The organism is Zavarzinella sp. (assembly GCA_041399155.1).
Classification (GTDB): Bacteria; Planctomycetota; Planctomycetia; order Gemmatales; family Gemmataceae; genus JAWKTI01.
In genome coordinates this window covers 2,289,498-2,310,034 of record JAWKTI010000001.1, presented here as the reverse complement: position 1 = coordinate 2,310,034, position 20,537 = coordinate 2,289,498, and the positions used below count along the sequence as shown (strand labels likewise).

At 50.8% G+C, this 20,537-nt stretch carries 24 protein-coding genes; 8 read left to right on the top strand and 16 right to left on the bottom strand.

Features of this window, described 5'->3' with window-relative positions:
• Window positions 1-143: 143 nt before the first annotated feature.
• The 6 genes from R3B84_09590 (at window position 144) to R3B84_09565 (ending at window position 7,935) form a co-directional block, all read left to right on the top strand.
• Complete coding sequence (locus tag R3B84_09590; protein MEZ6140811.1) at window positions 144-674, top strand: hypothetical protein; 531 nt, start codon at window positions 144-146, stop codon at window positions 672-674.
• A complete protein-coding gene (locus tag R3B84_09585) occupies window positions 664-2,586 on the top strand; it encodes a DEAD/DEAH box helicase (protein ID MEZ6140810.1) in 1,923 nt (640 codons plus the stop codon). The genes R3B84_09590 and R3B84_09585 overlap by 11 nt, the downstream gene beginning before the upstream one ends.
• A gap of 206 nt (window positions 2,587-2,792) precedes the next feature.
• Entirely contained in the window at window positions 2,793-4,397 is a 1,605-nt protein-coding gene (locus tag R3B84_09580) for a hypothetical protein (protein ID MEZ6140809.1), read from the top strand.
• On the top strand, window positions 4,394-5,983 hold the full coding sequence (locus tag R3B84_09575; GenBank protein MEZ6140808.1) for a hypothetical protein: 1,590 nt from the start codon (window positions 4,394-4,396) through the stop codon (window positions 5,981-5,983). Before R3B84_09580 ends, R3B84_09575 begins: the two co-directional genes overlap by 4 nt.
• 105 nt (window positions 5,984-6,088) lie before the next feature.
• Window positions 6,089-6,814 (top strand): hypothetical protein, encoded by a 726-nt coding sequence (locus R3B84_09570; GenBank protein MEZ6140807.1) that lies wholly within the window; start codon window positions 6,089-6,091, stop codon window positions 6,812-6,814.
• Between the two features lie 95 nt (window positions 6,815-6,909).
• Window positions 6,910-7,935, top strand: a complete 1,026-nt coding sequence (locus tag R3B84_09565; GenBank protein ID MEZ6140806.1) for a tyrosine-type recombinase/integrase — start codon at window positions 6,910-6,912, stop codon at window positions 7,933-7,935.
• 116 nt (window positions 7,936-8,051) lie between these two features.
• Here R3B84_09565 and R3B84_09560 read toward each other — a convergent pair whose 3' ends face one another.
• From R3B84_09560 to R3B84_09520, 9 genes are all read right to left on the bottom strand, one after another.
• On the bottom strand, window positions 8,052-8,312 hold the full coding sequence (locus tag R3B84_09560; protein ID MEZ6140805.1) for a helix-turn-helix domain-containing protein: 261 nt from the start codon (window positions 8,310-8,312) through the stop codon (window positions 8,052-8,054).
• A gap of 10 nt (window positions 8,313-8,322) precedes the next feature.
• Entirely contained in the window at window positions 8,323-8,544 is a 222-nt protein-coding gene (locus tag R3B84_09555; protein ID MEZ6140804.1) for a hypothetical protein, read from the bottom strand.
• A 113-nt stretch (window positions 8,545-8,657) separates the two neighbouring features.
• Window positions 8,658-8,978 carry a hypothetical protein gene (locus tag R3B84_09550; GenBank protein ID MEZ6140803.1) on the bottom strand — a complete coding sequence of 107 codons (321 nt, stop codon included), beginning with the start codon at window positions 8,976-8,978 and terminating at the stop codon, window positions 8,658-8,660.
• Between the two features lie 79 nt (window positions 8,979-9,057).
• The gene (locus R3B84_09545; GenBank protein ID MEZ6140802.1) at window positions 9,058-10,491 is read right to left on the bottom strand and encodes a TraM recognition domain-containing protein; all 1,434 of its coding nucleotides are present in this window, start codon (window positions 10,489-10,491) and stop codon (window positions 9,058-9,060) included.
• 18 nt (window positions 10,492-10,509) lie between these two features.
• Window positions 10,510-10,665: a hypothetical protein gene (locus tag R3B84_09540; protein MEZ6140801.1), complete on the bottom strand. Its 156-nt coding sequence runs from the start codon at window positions 10,663-10,665 to the stop codon at window positions 10,510-10,512.
• A 1-nt stretch (window position 10,666) separates the two neighbouring features.
• Window positions 10,667-10,882 carry a hypothetical protein gene (locus R3B84_09535; GenBank protein MEZ6140800.1) on the bottom strand — a complete coding sequence of 72 codons (216 nt, stop codon included), beginning with the start codon at window positions 10,880-10,882 and terminating at the stop codon, window positions 10,667-10,669.
• Between the two features lie 9 nt (window positions 10,883-10,891).
• Complete coding sequence (locus R3B84_09530) at window positions 10,892-11,128, bottom strand: hypothetical protein (GenBank protein ID MEZ6140799.1); 237 nt, start codon at window positions 11,126-11,128, stop codon at window positions 10,892-10,894.
• Window positions 11,129-11,229: 101 nt separating this feature from the next.
• A complete protein-coding gene (locus R3B84_09525) occupies window positions 11,230-11,835 on the bottom strand; it encodes a hypothetical protein (protein MEZ6140798.1) in 606 nt (201 codons plus the stop codon).
• A gap of 36 nt (window positions 11,836-11,871) precedes the next feature.
• Entirely contained in the window at window positions 11,872-12,690 is an 819-nt protein-coding gene (locus R3B84_09520) for a ParB/RepB/Spo0J family partition protein (GenBank protein ID MEZ6140797.1), read from the bottom strand.
• 508 nt (window positions 12,691-13,198) lie between these two features.
• Between R3B84_09520 and R3B84_09515 the strand changes: the two genes are divergently transcribed.
• On the top strand, window positions 13,199-13,636 hold the full coding sequence (locus R3B84_09515) for a hypothetical protein (GenBank protein ID MEZ6140796.1): 438 nt from the start codon (window positions 13,199-13,201) through the stop codon (window positions 13,634-13,636).
• A gap of 22 nt (window positions 13,637-13,658) precedes the next feature.
• Here R3B84_09515 and R3B84_09510 read toward each other — a convergent pair whose 3' ends face one another.
• From R3B84_09510 to mobF, 7 genes are all read right to left on the bottom strand, one after another.
• Window positions 13,659-14,132, bottom strand: coding sequence for a hypothetical protein (locus R3B84_09510; protein ID MEZ6140795.1), 474 nt, complete (start codon window positions 14,130-14,132; stop codon window positions 13,659-13,661).
• Between the two features lie 145 nt (window positions 14,133-14,277).
• Window positions 14,278-14,715, bottom strand: coding sequence for a thermonuclease family protein (locus tag R3B84_09505; GenBank protein ID MEZ6140794.1), 438 nt, complete (start codon window positions 14,713-14,715; stop codon window positions 14,278-14,280).
• 44 nt (window positions 14,716-14,759) lie between these two features.
• Window positions 14,760-15,704, bottom strand: a complete 945-nt coding sequence (locus tag R3B84_09500) for a tyrosine-type recombinase/integrase (GenBank protein ID MEZ6140793.1) — start codon at window positions 15,702-15,704, stop codon at window positions 14,760-14,762.
• Window positions 15,691-16,068, bottom strand: coding sequence for a type II toxin-antitoxin system VapC family toxin (locus tag R3B84_09495; GenBank protein MEZ6140792.1), 378 nt, complete (start codon window positions 16,066-16,068; stop codon window positions 15,691-15,693). The genes R3B84_09500 and R3B84_09495 overlap by 14 nt, the downstream gene beginning before the upstream one ends.
• A complete protein-coding gene (locus tag R3B84_09490) occupies window positions 16,065-16,331 on the bottom strand; it encodes an AbrB/MazE/SpoVT family DNA-binding domain-containing protein (protein MEZ6140791.1) in 267 nt (88 codons plus the stop codon). The genes R3B84_09495 and R3B84_09490 overlap by 4 nt, the downstream gene beginning before the upstream one ends.
• Window positions 16,332-16,529: 198 nt before the next feature.
• On the bottom strand, window positions 16,530-16,907 hold the full coding sequence (locus R3B84_09485; protein MEZ6140790.1) for a hypothetical protein: 378 nt from the start codon (window positions 16,905-16,907) through the stop codon (window positions 16,530-16,532).
• Complete coding sequence (mobF, locus tag R3B84_09480) at window positions 16,894-19,458, bottom strand: MobF family relaxase (GenBank protein ID MEZ6140789.1); 2,565 nt, start codon at window positions 19,456-19,458, stop codon at window positions 16,894-16,896. Before mobF ends, R3B84_09485 begins: the two co-directional genes overlap by 14 nt.
• A 195-nt stretch (window positions 19,459-19,653) precedes the next feature.
• Here mobF and R3B84_09475 point away from each other — a divergent pair, with 195 nt between their 5' ends.
• Window positions 19,654-20,502 carry a pyridoxal-phosphate dependent enzyme gene (locus tag R3B84_09475; protein ID MEZ6140788.1) on the top strand — a complete coding sequence of 283 codons (849 nt, stop codon included), beginning with the start codon at window positions 19,654-19,656 and terminating at the stop codon, window positions 20,500-20,502.
• The last annotated feature ends 35 nt before the right edge of the window (window positions 20,503-20,537 follow it).

Sequence of the window (20,537 nt, the reverse complement as noted above, 5' to 3'; positions counted from 1 at the left end):
CTTTTTGCATCCAACTGCAGAGTCCTGTCTTGGGGAATGGCTGGTAATCGGCTAACTTCAATTCAGTGGGTTGTTCCGTTCTCAACGATGATTAACAACCTGCCAGGATGCACAGTAACTTCATTGACGAGGCGATTGCAAAGATGGCGGAGATGACATCATTCGATCACATCGGATTCTTAACCGTTTTCCAAGAAGGTGCAGGTTATGTCGGTGGTTATCTCATCACCAACTTATGGGGGCGACCAATTGAATTTCGCCTCACCACCGCAATCCAACCTAACAAGGTCCAGCAAATACTGTACGGCAGTTCGATTCAGGAATACCTGCATTCTGAAGTAATCGGCAAGACACTGATTGAAAAATCGCAGCAGCGAGTGGATCTGGTTGTCGTGGACCATCCCGATTCGCTTGGCATTGCAAGACATACTGGCATTCCCACCGTAGCAATCATGCAAGGTGGTGCTGCTGTCGAGACCGAACTGACACGTTTCCAGCACGCACGTGCCGCCGATGAATTGGCTGTCGATCATTCTCAAACCACTAACCTTGAAACCATCATCGCTATCATGAACCGTCTCGATGCGGCTCTGGAATTGCAGGAACCATTCACCAGAATTCGTGAAGCGATGCAGGAAGCACGCAAGTTGGGGGTCAACAATCGTGCTGCCTGAACAAGAGCCGCAAGAGCAGGGCAAACAAATCGATCAATCGGAGATCCAATACCTGCCTAAGTGGGACGAAGATGTGGGAGCTGGAACAATACCATTTCCCACCATGGCACAAGATTCATCGATGCCCGTTGATGAAAATGCGTTAGAAGAATTCGATGTTTTGCCTTTCCCACTCTTAGATGAAGCACCGACGACGGAATGGGAAGTTCATCCGAACTTTCAGGTGAAAGCGACTCGATTACTGGATGCTGCTCCGTGGGCACGCACGATGGGCGCATTGGAAATCAAAGTGCAGACCAATGGCTGGAAATTTCCTGCCCCACCGATGGAGGTGGCAAAAACTGCTCCGAAAGAAGATGCTGATAGGCCAGAAACGGCATCGCCTGAAACTCCTGCTGCGGAAGAGGTTAAGGAACCTGATCTGCCTGACCAGTGCGCACCGGGTGCCGCAAAACCGAAGCCAGTGCGGTTGATGCCGTCGCAGGACACGCTGTTGTTCAAAGACCGCTTGCTCTATCTGCTGCAACCACCAATCGACCATTTGATTGGTGGGAAAGAAAAGCAGGTCGAAGTGCCATTTCAACCCTTTCCGTATCAGATGGAAGGGATTGCATTTCTAATGTCCAGGCACCATGCATTGCTGGCAGATGAGATGGGGCTGGGGAAGACCGCACAGACAATCCTGTCAATACGCTTGTTGATTCAGTTTGGGTGGATCAGAAAAGCACTGATCGTCTGCCCGAAGCCACTGGTTTACAACTGGGCCAGGGAATTGAAATTGTGGGCCCCCGATCTGCCTTTTGAGGTGATTCAGGGAGATTATTCCACCCGCAGAGCGACCTGGTTGGTGTCAAATTGTCCTGTCAAACTGATCAATTACGAGATTTTGACACGCGACACAGAGTTTCTGGATGAACCCACTGTTGATTTTGACCTGGTGATCATAGACGAAGCTCAACGGATTAAAAATCACGATTCCCGCACCGCCAAGGTGGTACGATCAATCAAACGGCAACGCAGTTGGGCGATATCTGGCACGCCAATCGAAAATCGTTCTGACGACCTTGTGAATATATTTGCATTTGTGGACCCGGGTCGTATTCCGCCCAATACACCCCCACGACAGATTCCGGAATTGACATCGGACTGTATTCTGCGCCGAACCAAAGATCTGGTTCAGAGCGATATGCCTGCAAAAATCATCAAGGATCTGACGGTCGAATTGACGGATGCACAGCGGGAATCGTACGATCTGGCTGAAAAAGAAGGGATTGTTCGCCTGAATGATATGGGTGACACCATCACCGTGCAGCACGTTTTTCAACTGGTGATGCGGTTGAAACAAATTTGCAACTTTGATCCATTAACCAATGAAAGTTCCAAACTGGAACAATTGGTAGCGGATATGGAAGAAGTTGCCGCAAACGGCCGCAAAGCAATCGTCTTTTCGCAGTGGGTGGAACCACTGGAGTCGATCGCTGCAGCACTGCAGGAATACAATCCGATGCAGTTTCACGGCAAAATCCCGTCCAAGATGCGTCCCGGAATAATCGATCAGTTCCGCGAAGACCCCACCAAACATGTGCTGTTGATGAGTTACGGCTGTGGGAGTGTGGGTTTGAATCTGCAGTTTACCAATTATGTGTTTCTTTTTGACCGCTGGTGGAATCCAGCAATTGAAGATCAGGCGATTAATCGTGCCCACCGAATTGGTCAGAAGCACCAGGTAACGGTAACACGATTTTTAAGCGAAAATACCATTGAATACCGTATTGCCGAGGTGCTGGAGAAAAAGCGGGCGCTGTTTCAGGAGATGCTGCAGCAAAAAGAAGCCCCACCGGTGCTGGGTATGACGGAAGACGAGATATTCGGCTTGTTCGACATTGCCCGACCGAAAAAAGCTGCGGCATGAAGATTCGTTGACGGATCATTAATTGACATGACAGTGATTCGCCATTCCTCGCCATTTTCCGCCGAATCCCACTTTTTTCCACCAAACGTGGTTGCCATTCGCACTTTCATTAGAATGTTTGCCACCATTCCATGCCCCATCTATTCCAATCGGCTGGTAGAAACGCTAAACCAGAACCATGTCTTTTTCCGGATGATTAGAATTTGATGAAGTATCTTCGCAATTTCATCGTTGCTGTCGTAGTGAATTCCCCGATTGCGATCATGGTGCTGGTGTTTGCCTGGATCTGCTGGCAGCCCACTGATCTTCGCTATGTGGGGCACCACGTAAATCGTGGGATGGAAACCCAATGGATGCTGCCACCAACGGAAGATACATTAAATGTCTTCGTCGATAGCCAAAAAAAGCAGTATTTTTCTGAATGGCTTTTTGATTTCACGCTGGCTCGATTGCATAACCACTTGCCCAAAGCACCTGAAAAGCAGTTGCTGCTGCAGGCGGATCTGATCCGCACGCTGTTTGCAGTGGGGATGATTGGTAGAATCCTCTTTCTCTGGCTGGCATTTCGCACGCTGAGTGGCAGTAGGTGCTTTGGCAGTTTACTGGTGCTTTTATGCACTTTGCCCGCAGTGTTACCGGGTTATGTTCCCCACCCGAATGATTTTGGGATATTGTTTTTCGCAATTCTTTTGTGGGTGTTGGCGCCTGCGAAAATATCAGGTTTGCGACTGATGTTACTCCCACCACTGTTTTTGCTGTGGGCCAATTGGACAGGGCCCGGATTAACTGGCCTGTTGTTTTATCTGCTGTTTTGTCTCGCAAAAACGATTGAGCGTTTTCAAATGCCCGTCGCTGAACGAGAACCTGTATTGCGCTACTGGCTGATACTGATTCCTTGTTACCTGATGCACTGGCTCTCCCCGTATGGGCCTGCGTTCATCCTGGAGCCATTTCTAACAGCCCGGAACAGCGCCTTCTGGCATTCACCCATCGGAAAACCACTCAACTTCAGCGATCCAGGAGCCTGGCCATGGATTTTTCTGGCAACAATCGGCCTATTGATTGCAATTCAAGTGATCGCAAAATCTGGTTTTCGGATATTCTCTTTACTAATCATCTGCACTTTTGGGATTTGGCCTTTGGTGCAGTTTCGTGGCTTGAATTACTGGTGGCCACTTGCTGCAGCATTGATTGCCATTCACACAGGGCCTTTATTGTGTGCCTGTTGTCGCACGGAGAAAAACGAACACTCGACTTTCTCGAGTGAGTTAAAGTATTGTGTTGCAACAATTCTATTGCTGGTGCTGGCTCATCCCACATGGTGGCATCTGGTAGTTTTACAGAAAAGAACTGCAGAACAAGTATACCGCCCTGCAATGCCTGTAGCACTCGTACTGGAGTTGCAGGGGCAGGCAGATGCCAGCACTTTGCCCGAGTTCCGCACATTGTTGACGCAATATTATCAGGAAACAGGTGGGAAATACCGTGGTATGATTCTCTGCACGCCTGAGATTGGCTCTTTCATGACCATGAAGCTGGGTTTTCGCTCTGATATGCCACTTTCGTTATATAACCGACCGCAAACATTCGATCCCGCGTATTGGACAGAATTCGAGCAAGTACTGGCTGGCAATTTCAACTGGTGGGAAATTACTGATCGCCATCAAACCAATATGATTGTTACCCCCACCCTGGGGCATGATGAATTAATCAGACGGGTGCGGATTGCCCCAGAATGGGTGGTTGTAGAATCTGCGTGGCAGAAAGGGTATTTTTTAGCGGTTCGCAGGCATCCAAGGCTTCCGAAATGAATGACTCATCGTGGACAAGGCACTCCGTTGCCGCCTGTCTGATTATCGCAGCAGGCTTTTGTTGGGCAAACCAAGCTCCACTGTGGCATACCGATGTGTGGGTGCATGCTGCTTATGGTCGCCATATCCTCGAAAATGATTCTTTTCCAAAAACCGATCCGTTATCGCCATACACCGATCCAACAATCGAACTGGGACATTGGTCATGGCTGACACAAATAACATACGCGAAGCTTTATGAGGTGGGAAACTGGCCCTTCACGGAACATCCGTTGGATCGGGTTCAATGCGGTGCTGGGACCATACTCGCCTGGCACCAATTGATCTGGTTGTTGCAGACCACATTCTTCTGGCTAGCTGTGCGCAGGATTGGCACGCCTGGAAGTGTCTGGCCGTTGATCAGTCTTGGCTTGTACGTGCTGGCTCTGCACCACGCTACCGTGATCCAACGTCCGCAATCACTCGGTTTTCTGTTTTTCATCATGCTGATCTGGAATCTGTCCGCAACCTCGCTCAAGCGATCTCAATTTCTGATCCTTCCAGCCATTTTTGCCCTGTGGGCGAATTGTCATGGCACATTTCCAATTGGCCTGGGGGTACTCGCTCTGTTTATTTTGGGGCGATTTTTTGAAGTCCGATTTTCGATTCGGCAGATACTTCCCCTGGCTGGTCTGGGTGCGCTTGCTTTTCTGGCAACATGGCTAAACCCGCACGGGCCTTGGATTTATGAGAAAATTGCCACTTTTTCTGGCCACCCCAATCTGAAAACACTCAGTGAGTGGCTGCCAATGAAGTGGGAGTGGCATTCACAAAGCGCCCACTGGTCGTATTTGGCCAGTATCCTGTTGATTGTGGTGGTGATGCTTCTGGGTCGGCAACGCCCACGCTGGGGCCATTTGTTGATGATTTTGCCATTAGCCATTTGGCCATGGCTGCAATTCCGCACAATTGTCTGGTGGTGGGTGGCTGTCCTTTGGCTGCTGGTTCAAGTATGTCCGGGTTTGGCTTTGCGATTTCCAACGTTGCCACAATGGGGGGAAGGATCGCCTTCCTGGATTTACCGCAACATCGGGATTGGTCTGTTGATCGCCTCGTTAGTTACCTGGTATCCGGTAAAACGATATATTGTTCCCAGCCCTAGCTACTCAGCGGGTACACCAGTGCTGATTGCATTGGGATTGCAGAAGTACCCTGGTAGCAGTTTCTTTCCTGAATTAGGCCAGGCGGTGGCAAGATATTACCCCAACGGTAAATATTACGGACCGATTTTCGCCAGCGAGACCCAAGGGGAGTTTTTCGTCTGGCATTTAGGTGAGCAGTTTCCAACTCTGATGTTTACCCATGCCCACGTATTTTCAACTGCACACTGGCAAAAGTGTCTGGAAGTGAAGTTTGGGGAAGAAAACTCATTAAATCTTCTGGATGAGTGGGGTGCTAATCTGGTTGTAGTGGAAACTTCAAGACATGAAGAATTGATTAAAAAATTGCAGGGGAGCACCGAATGGGAGCAGATTATTGTGGAAGATCCCACGCCAGCTACGGTGGAAAGTGCCCGCGCCATTTTTCTGCGTAAGATCAGAAAGTAGTTTCATCAGCGCTTTCAAAAAATCGCCTGATTACCCTTTCTCAGAAACCTGCATTAACTTGAATGCAGATAGATTGTCGGTGGTTATTGTCCCAGAGGCTATGTAATGTCCCGCGAATTTGATTCTCCCTGGAAAGAGACGCTGGAAAACTTCTTGCCGGATATTTTTGAGATTCTCTTCCCACAATGGTATCCCACGTTCGACTGGGATGCGGGTTTTCGTTCGCTCGATACCGAATTACGCACATTGCTGCCCGATTCCGATGTAGGCATGGTGCGTGCCGATGCCCTCTTCGAAGTGGGAAGCCTTTTATCACCCACGGAACCGGTTGTGCTTTTCATTCACTTTGAAGTCCAGGCACAGCGGGACGACCGGTTTCCGGAGCGAATGTTCGACTACTACTGCCGAATACGCCAAAAATATGGGAAAAACGTTTGCAGTTTTGCCATTCTGGCCGACGATGACCCACGTTGGCGTTCTGAACCTTATGACGTTTCAGTATGTGGAACCCGTTCGTACTTTGAGTTCAATCTGGTCAAATTGCTCGACTACGCTGATCGACTGGATGAGTTAACCGCCCACCGTAGTCCTGTGGGGCTGATTGTTGCTGCCAGCATTCACAGTTTGATCACCCACGGTAACGCGCAATTACGCTTTCAGGACAAATGCCGTTTGTTACGGCAAATGATCCAGCGAAAATTATCGTCCGATGAGGTCTGGGAAATCATGCGCCTGCTCGATTGGCTGCTAAAATTACCACTCCAATTATTTTTCAGAAAAACACTGTTTTTCAGGCTTTTCCAGCATTTTCCGAACCCGCTCTGCGTATAATGGTACGGAATTTGGGTACAGAATAAGCGGTTGTGAGTCCGCGATTCTTTTCAGCATGCCGTGGGGGTTACATGGTCATTCTGGAGAATCTATTCATGGCACGTACAGCCAAACCCTGGTACCGTCAGGACCGAAAAGCCTGGTTCGTGAACATCCGTGGCAAACGCCACAATTTAGGGCCGAACAAAAAAGCGGCCTTCAAGCTGTTTCACGAGCTGATGTTAAAGAGCGAGGAATCCCAACCTCTGCCTGCAAAAACGATCAGCATTGCGATGGTCTTCGACAAGTTCCTGGAATGGTGCCAATTGAACCGTTCCAGAGCAACGTATGTCGCTTACCGCTACTATCAGCAAAGTTTTCTCGATTCTTTGGGTGCAACCTGTTTGCAGCCTGCCGATTCTCTTCGGCCTTTTCATGTGCTGGATTGGGTTCAGAAACATCCGGATTGGGGGAAAGCACACCAGCGTGGGGCAATGCAGGCAATCCAACGGGCATACAACTGGGGAGAGCAGTTCGGCTACCTGCAAAACAATCCAGTAAAATGGATGAAAAAACCGCAGGCACCTCGGCGGGAAAATCCGCTTTCCGCACCTGAATACAACCGCATTCTGGAACAGGTGCAGGATCTGCCATTCCGGCAGTTATTGCTTTTCGCCTGGGAAACTGGTTGCCGACCGAATGAACTGTTCATTCTGGAATCGAGGCATATCAATTTGGAACTGAGTCGGGTCGAAATCCCTCCTGCAGAAGCGAAAGGGAAGAAGAAATGGCGGTTTATCTACCTCACAGAAGCTGCAAAGCAGTTAATCGAGGAATTATTGCAGAAATACCCGGATGGGAAACTGTTTCGCAACACTTTTGGTAAACCCTGGACACGGCTGGCGGTGAATGGCCGGTTTTGCCGATTAAAGAAAGCCACCGGAATTGCCTACTGCATGTACGACTTCCGCCATGGCTTCTGCCAGCGGCTATTGGAATCCGGGGTGGACCATGTTACGGTCGCTGCCCTAATGGGCCATACCGATGCACGCATGGTTGCCTGCACCTATTCCCACATGAATCAGGCTGATTCACATCTGCGAACAACGCTGGATCAAGTATCGAAAAAAGAATCATTGTAAAATGATGCAGCACGGCCAGCCTGTCGTTTGCTGGAAATGAAAAAACCTCCGGCAGCCAAAGACTACCGGAGGCCAGCATCCAGCGGATGCCGTGGGGGTTTCACAAATCTTCGCCATTAACTCTGCTTCGTCCTGAGATGCAGATGCTTCAATGGTTCGCGAGGAACGGGTCGCTGTTCCGTTTCCTGGGGTTGTTCACTTTCCAATCGTCTCTGGGCCAGAAAAAGATCCAGATCGGCCTGCTGCACAATAATCCGTCCTCGGCGACCGGCAGCCCCCAGCCGATAATGGGGTAATTCCCGCCTGGCAATCCAGCCATACACCGTGCTCATCGATACACCCAGAAAGCGGGCAAGGTCTTTGATGGAATAGGACATCTCTCCACCCTTAATTCAAGGAAACATCAACTTTCTGCCGAGCGTTCTGCTCCGCCAGAAAGTTCAGCAGTTCTTCCAGGACCACCTGGGTGCTGTGGAAAATCCACTGCCGCAGAATCTCCAGTTGACTGGCATCCAGCACCAGCGACGTTTCCTGGATTCGGGTCACTACGGTTTGGGCGTTGATGATCGACAACTGGTCGACCAATGTCACTTCGGCTCTCTTCGCCATCGCTCCACCTCATTCTAAAAAAGCCATCCGATGGCAAGAACATCCCCGTATCCCTCATGGATCAGGGAGAAAGATCGTTCAATTACTGATGGAAACGGGCGAATGAACGGAGGCTATTTCTTGAGGAAAATCGCCAGACTGCGATATTTGCGTCGTAAGCCCTGTGCCCACTCCCAGAGCCCTTCTGGGTCTTTGAACTGTTCGGGAGCAATCTGCAACTGCTCTTCCAGATCCCGCAAACCAACGTAAAGATGACCATACTCTGCAGCAAACTGATGTACCATCGATGGTTCGATGCCGACTACATCGGTACCTTGAATAGGTACATACCGAAAATCCGGCTTACTGGAAGCACGGTTCTGAAAGTAGTCTGCCACTTTGCGAGCAGCAAACTTAGAGCCAATACCAACTACCAACGGAATAAAGTGAAACATCGGAAATCCTTTAGTGCAGTGCACCTTTGAATCAACGTGGGAAAACCCTCCCACCCGGGGTTTGCCAACACCATGTTGGCTATTCCTTCGCGAACTGAATTCGCTTAAAAGGTCGTCCATTGCGGAATGCAGGTCCCGCACGATGAATAAAGAACTCTCCCTGCCGAAGAGTGGCAAACTGCTCCGGTCGGACCAGGGGGAGAATCTGTTCACTGAAGCCAAACTGCTGGTTGGTCGGTGTGCCAAACAACAGATCAGCAGGGTGTAATTCTTCGGGCCGGATACTGCCATTCATCAGCATCCGGCGATCACTGCCAAACATCTGGGAGAAAAACTGGCCGGTTTCGGGGCAGGTCGTGTTGCCAATGAACTTCACGCCATGATTCCCCAGCACCGTCAAAAATTCCTGCCGGGCCACATCGGTGCCTCCCAGAGCACTGATGGCAGCGGGCAACGATTGAAACAGAATGACACTGAGCACCTTCTGGGAACGTCCCGTTAAGGTCGCTTTCGCATCTTCGCTGGGCGTGGCAATCTGCGGGTATTCATCCCGAAAGACCACCAGCGGCGGGCTATCCGGTCCAATTTGTCGCCGCAAACCAGCACGCTGGAACAACAGAATCCAAAGGGCATTCCAGGCCCGTGCTGGTTCATTTCCTACCAATACCGGCCAATCCAGAATCACCACTTTCCGATTAGCCATCATCGAATCGGGGGTCTCATTGACCACCCCACTGGCAAACACTTCAGCCGCTTCCGTACTGACCAGAGGTTCCAGGGTATTCCTGACCATTGCCTCAATCACGGAACGGGTCCGATCCGATAAGCGGGCAAAGGTGCCGGTCAGATAATCAAATGCCAACCCCAACTGCTGCTTGATGTGGGGTGGAAACTGCTGGTGACCGGCAAAGCCCAGCAATCGAGCTAACTTCGTATTTAAAAACGCTTCCGTGCGGACAAATTCCGCTGATTCCGGCAACGAGGTCAGCAACTGATACAGATCCATTGTGATCGGCGGTTGCTGGGAACCGTAATGCAATGCAGTCAATGCCTGTCGCAGTAAGGTTTCCATGCTCGATTGCCAAAACGCTTCATTCTGGGCATTATCCCCACCATTGCGGTTGACCACTTTCGCCAGTGCCACCAACAACTGCACCAACGATTCCACCGAACCCCCGGGCCGGTTCAGTTCATAAGCCACCAGATCGAGTCGAACCGCAGTTTTTCCAGGAGCGAGAATCAGGCAATCCGCCCCCCGACCATGGTGCTGGCAATGTTCCACCCAGGTACTCCCTTCATCGGGCTTGACACAGGCCACCACAAAGCTGCACTGCATCTGCAACAGCGACCCAGTCAGGTGCCGAACAGCCGTGGTTTTGCCCGCACCGGTCATGCCGCTGTAGGCAACGTGCTGTGCTGTCTGGCTAAACAGCAACCGGTCGGCATTGCCCAGCGTCAGCACTTCCGGGTCAAGATCAATGACCGGCTTCGATTTTCGGGAGAACCAGCCCATGGAACGCCTCCCAACCAATTACCGTAAACGCCAGAATCGCAGAAAAATCACCCAGAACGGCAACTGAATGTGGGGGTTCTGCTCCCGAAAGGCAATCGCCTGATTCAGTGGCTTTTTGATCCACCAGTAGACCAGTAAGCACAACAGCACAATGATCCAGAAATTCGAATCCATCTTAATTCTCCTTGGTTGTAGGCCCACTCGACGGGCCGTAAGGTCCACAAAATTCAAACACTTCACCCAGCATCGCTCGCACCGCATGGTAGATGCATTGCTGCAAATGCTGCTTCTGTTGTCCCGAAATTTTCAACTGCACCGACTTTACAATGCTGTTGGCACAGATGTTTGCCAGCAGATCGGGGATACTGCTGCCCTGTGGGTTGTTGCCCATGATTACCCCTTAGATTTCTGGTTCCTGCTGCCGTTTTTCGGGAGCAGGGGATTCGCGTTCAACCGCTTGTTCCCGTTCAGTTTGCATACGCTCGTGGGTCACTTCTCCCGTTGTGGGATTACCCCAGATTCCTGGGACATCGGGCTGACGGACCTGGTCATTAGACGGATGTACAGCCTGTCTGAGTTCTTCCAGACCTGTAATAATCCACGCACGTGCAGCTGAATCCAAAAACGGTTTACTCATCGATTTTCTCCCATTGTTGTCTGGCCCATTCTGCCAACATCAGCAGAATGCCAGGAAACCAGATGGTTGCCTGCAGCCAGTACCCTGGATTAAGGCTTCTTCTAGTAGTCATCTTTCTGTCTCATCATTTGCCCGTAATATTGCGCCTCATGCACCTGATCCTGATAGGCCCGCAGAATCACGCGCTCCTGCATTTGCATGATTCCTTTGCGGATCCATAAACTGAAACACCCCCAGATCAACAGCGCCCCCAGCACATAATTCAGCAGCATCAGGCCGACGCCCAACGCCGCAGCGGCCATGGGTTCCCAAAAATCTTCCGCCCATTTCAGACTCCGGAAGCCAAATCGATCACGGTAAAAAATCGATTCGCCAATACAGCGACTATGCACGGAAACCCCGCGTGATTCCCGCCAGGAGGACATCACCCGGTGCTGAATCAGCCGCACCAGGTAGACCAGTAACAGCAGCATCGTGCCGATCCCTGCAGTCTGCGGCTGTTCATTGACCGCCTCCCGGGAACAGCCCAGCAACACAATCACGGGGAAAATCAGGATGGCAGGCAAACGAAAATGGTTGACCCCACAGGTTCCTGTTTTTTTGAACAACGAATCCAGCAACGATACAAGCATCAGAATCACGAAGATAAAGATGTTGAAGCTGGCCGCAGCATCATCCCGAAGGCTCGTTGGCTTCCGTTCTTGCATGGTGTACCCCCGAAGTAGTATTTCAAATATTTGCGCTTAATTGTTTTCGTGCTCATTCGATTTTGCTTGCTCCTGGATCCCATTGAGCTGATCGATCATGTATTCTCCACCTGGTCTTAATTTCTCGATGCCAATACGAATCTGGCGGATCACATCACGGCAAACCATGTCCGCAGGGCATTCCAGCACGATCTGATCGGTTAACTTGAAACGGACTTTCTTTGGTTCTTTCCGTTTATGTGCACGAAAAATTGCCACTTCATTGGCAATCTGTTGCACAGAAAATTTCTGCTCAATAGCAAGCGTTGCCAAACTGTCCTGATCCTCGTGATCTTTTAATTGGCTGAGATAATACAACGTAGAATCGTTCAGCTTTCCTTCTGCATGCCATTGGCGGCAAAGTGGACTCAAGCGATGGAAGACTTTGATGCATTTGGACACTTTTGATTCCGAAATTCCCAAACGGGTTGCAATTTGTCGCAGATTCATCCCGCCATCATGCTTCAAAATTGAAAACTGGCGACCGCGTTCAAAGTCAGAAAAGTCTTCTCGATGCTGATCGATCGACAGCATTTGAGCGATGACCTCGTGTGGCTTTGAAGAATTGTTCTGAAGGATACATTGGATTTCAACGTGTCCGACGAGTTTACATGCTGCCAATCGTCGATGACCGTCGACTACAAAATAGCGTCCCGGAGTGGATGATTCTTGAACCAGAATTGGTTGAATCACTCCTTGGTTGCGAATGTTGTCAGCAAACTCATGCAGCAAATCGGAATCGGAAATCAAACGTGGATTGTGGGGATTGGCATCAATCTGGTCGACGCGCAGACGGATCATCTGTTCGGTATGCATTAAACACCTGTAGGGAAATTGGGATGTTTGGGGTATCCAGCAAAAGAAGTGCCATCGGACTGTCAGTTTCAGCTTGAATCGTATTGAAATGCTAAGGAAATATTTCCAGATATAACTTTCTAAATGATACCTAATTGCAATCTCTTGCCGTTGAAAGACTTACAAAAAATATTGGATTAGAGAATGCAAATCGATTTTTCAAAAATATTTAAAGTTTTCTTCAAGTTAAACGCATTCTGACAGATTTGCGCTGTGCAAAAATTAGACAACTGAGGCAAAATTGATCAATTTCCGTGCAGTAAATTGCTACATTTCGAGCACTGCTTGTAATCCGGGAGTTATCCGGTTGTATCAATTATTGACATATGTATCACATAGCTTATCATCATAATTGAAATATTTCTATCAATCATTATAATCGGAATACTTTAACATTGCCAATACCAACTGTTAGAATTCTCCAAAAATATACACTACTAATTTAGTAATCATTGATGCGAGGTAGCCCATGGCCAAACGAAAAAACAGTCCCCAACCTGCCGAAGAACCGAGCGTTCCCTCAACTGGAAAGCCCTCCTTCACCGATCAACTCCGGGAAGATCTTGCGGCACTTACTTCCAGACTCGAGCTGATGGAAAAGGTCCAGGAGATCATCAAGACCATCATGAAAGGCCCTGGCCGGGATATGGAGAAGAAAATCGCCAATATCATTTTCGAACTGTACAACCTCGGCATGACCGATGAGCAGGTCGCCTACGTGGTTGAGCAGAAACCAGGTCAGGATGGCAATTACTACATGGGGTACACCTTCGCCGAAGTGAACAACGTTCGGACCAATATCCAGTCGAAAAAAGCCCAGATAAACCATATCGAGAACCGAAGCCATACCGCTGCCCTGGAAGAACGCCAGCAGGATTCTGATTTACCTCCGCTGCCAGGCTCGTAACGACGCTATCGATCGCAGAACATTATTTGTTCTCTCGAAAACCACGCCAGGCCCACCGAATCGAAACTCCGACCATCAGTAATGTGATGGATAATCCAAGTGCGATCATCGTTCGAACAAAAACGAATGCCCAGGGTGTTTGCATTTCATTCCGTGGAATCCCTGCTTTTGCGTAGAACTTTCGAGAAGTTTCCTTTTCGGTCAGTTGTGCATACTCCGGATACAATTCCCTGAATTTCGGCAACTCATACCAACAGGGCTTTGTTCTGGTCAGTTCTGATCGGGCATGCGCTTGGAAATAGTCCTGCTCTTTCCTTCCCCGTGCTTCGGCACAATGGACTGGTACCATCAGAATGTCATTCGCCTGCATCAATTTCAGTAAATTCCATGTCTCGAATTCTTTTTTCACTTCTGGGTATGAAAATCCCGCCACGGAAAGTACAATTCCGACAGAAGCAATGATCCAAATTCTAAACAATCCTTTTGTCCAATTCATCTTGCACACTCATTGCCTCTGGATATTGTCTCGCAGTTCCAAAGCACCGATTCTTTCACGAAACTATCCCTGCTGTAAAGCAAACGATGCCAAAGAAGTTTGATTACCTTTTCGATCAATGCACAACAGGAGTCATCTGAATGGATCAAGGTTGCCCTGGCCTGCTTTTCCGCCAGATCGATGGCTGTTGAAAGGCTCCTGACCACAATCCCCGCCGTTGCCTCCGAGCATCCCTTTCCGCTGCCAGCAATTCCCGATCCTCGGTGCGATAAGTGACCGCCAGTCCCTGTTGAACCAGCCAGAATCCCAAATCATGCTCACCTACGCGACATCTCCCCAGATGCCGTCCGTAGCGGTCTTTTCCATGCAATTCACAGATAACCCGAGAATGCCCAATTCCCCTCTGTAACTGGACGGTTACCCACTCTCCACAGCGATAACTCTGCTGCACAAGGTCCCAGCAAATCTGTTTCCGTTCCGGGGCATCGATACCCATTAGCCGAATCCGCTCCCCAGCAACGATCAAGGTATCACCATCGATCACTTCCGCCTGTCCCGAGATACTCTGCCCATATGCAGACATGGGTGCCAATACCAGCCAAAATCCGAGGAACAGGTATCTGCACATCAGTATTTCAACAGATACGATGGGGACTGATTCAGCCGATTGCGATTGCGAACATAGGTGAGGGTAGTACGGGGATCAGCATGGCCTGCAAAATCCTGCAAATCGATCAGATCGGAACCTCGCTCCCGTCCCGTGGTGATTGCCGTCACTCGCAGAGAATGGGTGCTGGCCTGCGGATTCAGCCCCAGTTTTCGCAACGAACGCTCCATCATTTTCTGCACCGCCCGCCGAGTCAACGGCTTTCGCAGAAAACCATCACTACCGCCACCCCGTGCGGTTGATACCGGTCGAAATAGCGGTCCCGTCCCATCACCGGCAATCCCACTGCAAATCAGCCATTGTTCCAGCCGTTCATACGCTTCCGGATGCAGTGGAACCCGACGTTCTTTGCCCCCTTTGCCATAAATCTCCAGGAGCCGATGCCCGCCACTATTCAGTAACGAATTCACCCGCAACTGGGTAATCTCTCCCACTCGGCATCCCGTGTAAGCCAACACCGCGAGCATTGCCCGATTCCGCACCTCTTCCGGGGTATGGCCTGCATAGCCATCCAGCAGAATCCGGCACTCTTCCGGTGTCAAAGAGACGGTTTTTCCATCCCTGGGTACTGCTGGGGCACTGACAAAATCCCGATGGGCGGGGTTGGCTCCCAGATAGCCATATGTCTGCAAATACCGGAACAACGACCGCAACACTGATAATTTCCGGACGACCGTGCTATTGCCACACCCCCGTTGCAACAGGTCATCACGCCAGGCGGCGACATGATGTGGCCGAATTTCCGGCAACTGGCTGGCATCTAACCCGACAAACTGCAAAAACTGCTGCAAATCCCGCTGATAATTACTGCGGGTTTCCATGGAAGTCGACTTTTGCAGCCAACTATGCACTGCAGTGGCCAGGGGGAGGGGGGCAACCCCTGCCAGTTCCCTACCGGAAGACATGAATCTCCAACTCCAGTTCGAGTTCCGCCAACCGCTGATCGGAGGTAATCAGTGGCAAACCGGTCTGCATCGCCAATGCCAGACAGGCCCGATCCCCCAGTGACACACCCCGGGTGTTGTATTGCTGCAAACTGGCCGCAAGCAAGCTCCGTTCCAATGTGAATTCCTGCCAGCGAATCGGCAATCTGGCCAGCGTGCTCTGCACCTGCTCCACGGCTTGCCCCAACTTCACCAGCTTTCCAGCCACTTCCGAATAGTTGACCGTGCACATCAATGCACCTCCGAGCCAATCCTGTACCGCCTCCGCACCCCGTTCCCGAAACAATAACGCCAGCACGGCTGATGAATGCAGAACCGCGCTCATTCTTCCGCTTCCTGTGCCGCTGCGGCCCGTTTTTCCGCAATAAATTGATCAACGATACTGTCCGAGCCTTTGAGCGGTGCCAAACTGGCCTGAATTTCGGCAATCGTATCATGCAGGGTGCGGATATGCAGACCATGCTCATCAAATTCGAGGCTGATCGGATCACCAGGCTGTAATTGCAATTCCTGACACCAACTGGTGGGTAACACAATCCGCCGGGCGGGACCAATCTTGGTATGGTGGATTCGGGGCTGTTCTGACATTTCAGGTTCTTTCTTAAAATGGAATCAAGGAAGTGAAAGTGACTTTCCACGGGAAATTGTCACGAATCCTACCGTGCCAGATTTTGCGGAACTTGTCAAGCATTTCCGGAATGCCAGTAAACCACCTTCGGATCAGCCCCGATTTATAGTTCACCTAAAGTAGGTTTTGTGAACTGAACGCTCCACATCTGTCAGCAGCTATTCCGTGACAAGAATCTGCTCAATGACCGTATCGGTAGTTGATACCTGTTCCCGAATCGGGTCCTGTTCCCGAATCCAGACCAGCCGTTGTTGAATGGCCAGTTGATAAATCGTGGTGAGATGGGTGCCCCGCAGTTCAATCCGAATCGGACCAAAACTGAGCCGCACGATCCCAGACAGATCTAATTCCACTCGTGAGAGCCAATGGTAAGAAAATCCCTGCCGGTTGCCACTCTTCCATTGGCAATCGAGCATCATCGCCCGATCCCGAATCCCGCGCACAAAACCATAGCCCGGATTCTGCACCAGCCCCTCATCATCACGCCGAGGCCGGTCCAGTTGGAATTTCCGCAATAATTCATCAGACTCGGTCATAATCACGCTCCCGCACCGGTGCTGGAGGCAGACCATCGCGCACAAAAGGCAAGGCGTGCGGTTGCACGGTCTCCCGTTGTAAACTCTCCTGCAATGATTGTGCCGCATCAGTAAAAACCAGCACACGCTCCCGTCCGCGAGACGCAGAGACATAAAACTGTTCCGGCGTCGTGGCTCCCAAAGACACCTGCGATTGTACCACCAGCACCTGGTCCGCCGTTTTCCCCTGACTGGCATGGGAAGTCAGCACATAACCCCAATCCAGATGCCCCCACTGAGCATCGATTTCCCAGCCATTCTTCAAGCGGATATCTCCCTGCTCACCAAATCCAGCTATCTGGTACAATCCCCCCCGATTCAGCCGATGTTTGCCATCCTTGGTTTTGCCATTGTGGGTAATCCGGATCCAGTCTCCTACTGCAAAATGCCGCACTTCCGGTCGAAAAACCGAGAATTTCCGGCTCTGCTGCACCGGTGCCTCTTTTCCATCAAGCAACCATTGACTGCCCGCTGCCCGACCAGGGGCATGCTGGTGATACTGAATCATCCTTCCTGCTGAATATTGCAACGGGTCCTGCTTCTCCGCTTCCGTCAAATGCACTGGTTTCCAGACCGTGAAACTCCGCTCTTCCCGCAACACCCCTTCCCGCTGTAACCGCTGCCGAATGGTTCCGGTGACCGCCTCCCCCTCCACGTGCGTGGGAGAGACCACCAGTGTTTTCCGGCCCGTCCGGATCGCCTGCAGATACTCCGCAGCCACCTGAGCATACCGTTCCGTTGGGTCATCAATCTCCCGCAGCCAGCCTAAATTCTGTAATTTTTGAAAGGCACCGCCAATCCGGCCTTCCGCCAAATCCGCTACCAACTGCTTGTAGCTTCCCCGCTGCCGTTGAATCTCCCGCACGGTGACCGTGGGCAGACCGGCTTCCTGTTCCAGCAAGGTCAGCAAATCCCCCCGCTCGACACTTCGGTGCTGTCGTTGATCCCCTGAGAAAATCACTCGGGCATCCAACTGCTCCGCCAGCCCAAACAATGCTTCGCTCTGGTTCAGCGACAACAAGCCCGCCTCATCCACCCAGATAAATCCCCCACATGCCCTCTCCTGCAACTGGGAATTCTGCAAAAACATCGCCACCGTATCGGCTTCTGCAAAGCCTTCCTGCCGCAGAACATCCCGGCTTGCTTCCGCTGTGGGTGCTAACACTACCCCCGGCAAACCCGCCTGCTGCAAACCCTCGACCGCTTCCTGCATCAACGATGTCTTGCCGGTGCCCGCAATCCCCCGAATCAACGTCACTCGGTCTCGTGATTGCAATACATGCTCCACCGCCTGTCGTTGATCCTGATTCAACCACTCCCGTTGAAAATTGTGTGATCCCGACTGGGCAGCCCGCAACGTTCCCCGTCCCGTTCGAGCAAAGCGGCTCACCCGTCCTTCCTGGGCCAGCACTTCCGGCGTGGTTGCCCATAACCGATCCCGCTGCTGGCGGGTTACCAATCCCCGCTCCGCAACAAATCTCTGTGCCTGTTCCGGCAACAAACCGCCTATTCCCCGTCGTAAGGCCTGCGCGACCACCAGTTTTTCCGGCACCACGGCACTGGAAGTGAAACAATGCTGCCAGGCAAAGTCGATCCCCTCCTGCACCTGCTTCCCACGGTCCACCCCAGTCACCTGTTTCAACTGCTGCAAACGTGCTTTTTCCCCGTCATCCAGCCTCCCCTGCCAATCCTCCCGCAATTCCGACATCGACAGTTGCTTATTTTTCGCTTCCCGTGTCTGGGCACCCAGTTCCGCCTTCCGTTCCGGATCGGTAATCCCTGCCTCCCGCGCCTTCTCCTCAATCTGAGCCGTTCGGCGCGAAAATTTCTTCAACACCTCATCCCCCATCCCAGCCACTTCCCAACCAGTGCGGGTGCGTTCCACACCATAGCCCAATCGCTGCATTTCCTCCGCCAAGTGGGCATGAAAACCTGCCTCATAATAGCGGGCATCCCTTTTCAGCCCACGAAACTGACCCGCCTTCCAGCGGTTTTCCTCCCCATCAAATGTGGCATTGAACACAAAAACATGACTGTGCAGGTGGGGATCCGGCACCCCCGCTACCGGTCTCGAAGTGGTATGCACAAATTCCGCCCACACCATATTCCCTGTGCTGCGGTCCTGTTCCACTCCCCGCTGCCGAACACGAGTCTGCATCTCCCCTTCCGCTTCCTGCATCGTTTCCAGCACCGCACCCCGAAATGCCTCGAGAATCCGCTCATCCCGAGTCAGACCATACAGCAACGACACTGATTTCGGGGCATTAAACGTCCAGTCATAGCCGACAGTACGGTCTCCCCGCGTGCGAACGGTCAATGGAGAACCATCGGGGGTCTGATTCTCGCACAACTGCTCAAAATCAGCCCGTTGCATCAACCCCATCAAACCGAGACGCTCCGCCCCCTTGCCGCCCCAGATACCGGGCCGCTCCTGGTCTTCCGACAGATAGTCCGAACGGGAGAAATAGCTTTTGGCTGCCCCCGCATTCGCCTGCTGAGTAATCCGTAGCATGCGGCATTATACCGCCAGTCAATCGGACGTGGAAAGTTTTCAATGAATGCCTAAATAGTGATGTTCTGTATAAATATGTTTAGCTATCAATGCTAACCGATTCTTATTAATTTTTCGATTTTTCGCATTTTCCTCGAAAATCGCATCGATTCATTTGTATTTCTTCTCATGGCATCTAACAACTGCAGGTAAGTCATGAACAAGTTAGTCTTTCCCAAAATCAAAAAGACATCCATGCGTCGAATTGATTTATATCCCCACACGGATATTTATGTCAAGGAAGAATATTCTCATCCGAGCGGTTCTGCGAAGCAACGTCCCGCGACCTGGATGCTGGAAATGCTTAATTTTCAATTTGGTCGATTGATTGATGCAGGCTCTGGTTCCACTGCACTTGCAGAAGGTGATATTGCTGCCAGCAAGGGAATTCCATTCACTGCGGTAGTCCCTGAATCAACAAATCCTGCCAGAGTGAAGCTGATTCAATCCACACATGCAGAAGTGATTCTGACACCAGCAAACGAAGGAATTGCAGGTGCAATTCAATATGCCCAAGCATTGGAAGCGGATGGATATGGCAAGTTTATTAATCAATTTACAAACCCACTTAACCCAGAATCACACCGATTAACAACTGCATCAGAAATCGACCAGCAATTTCTTGTAGACATCGATGCTATCGTCAGCTGTGCAGGTACTGGTGGCACGTTATACGGAACATATATGGGACTGAAAGACCACGGAAGGGAAGTGCTACCAGTACTCGCCAAGCCAATGAATAATGGCAAGTTCAGTACTCAAGTCCCTGGTGTTGCTGATGGAGTTGGTTTTGCGAATAAGCAAAATATGCCAGGAATGCACACAGAGCTAATCGACGAGGCTGAAGTTTTTCAGATGATGGATCGATTACACCAAATGGGGATTTCCGTCGGTCCCAGTAGTGCATTGAATGTAGCGGCTGCTGCAAAGGTCAGAAAAATGATGGGCCCACGATCAGTGGTCATCACATTCCTCATGGACCGATATGAACGGTATGTCACGTAAGCATATATGCGTTTTGCAATTCATGGGATGCAAAT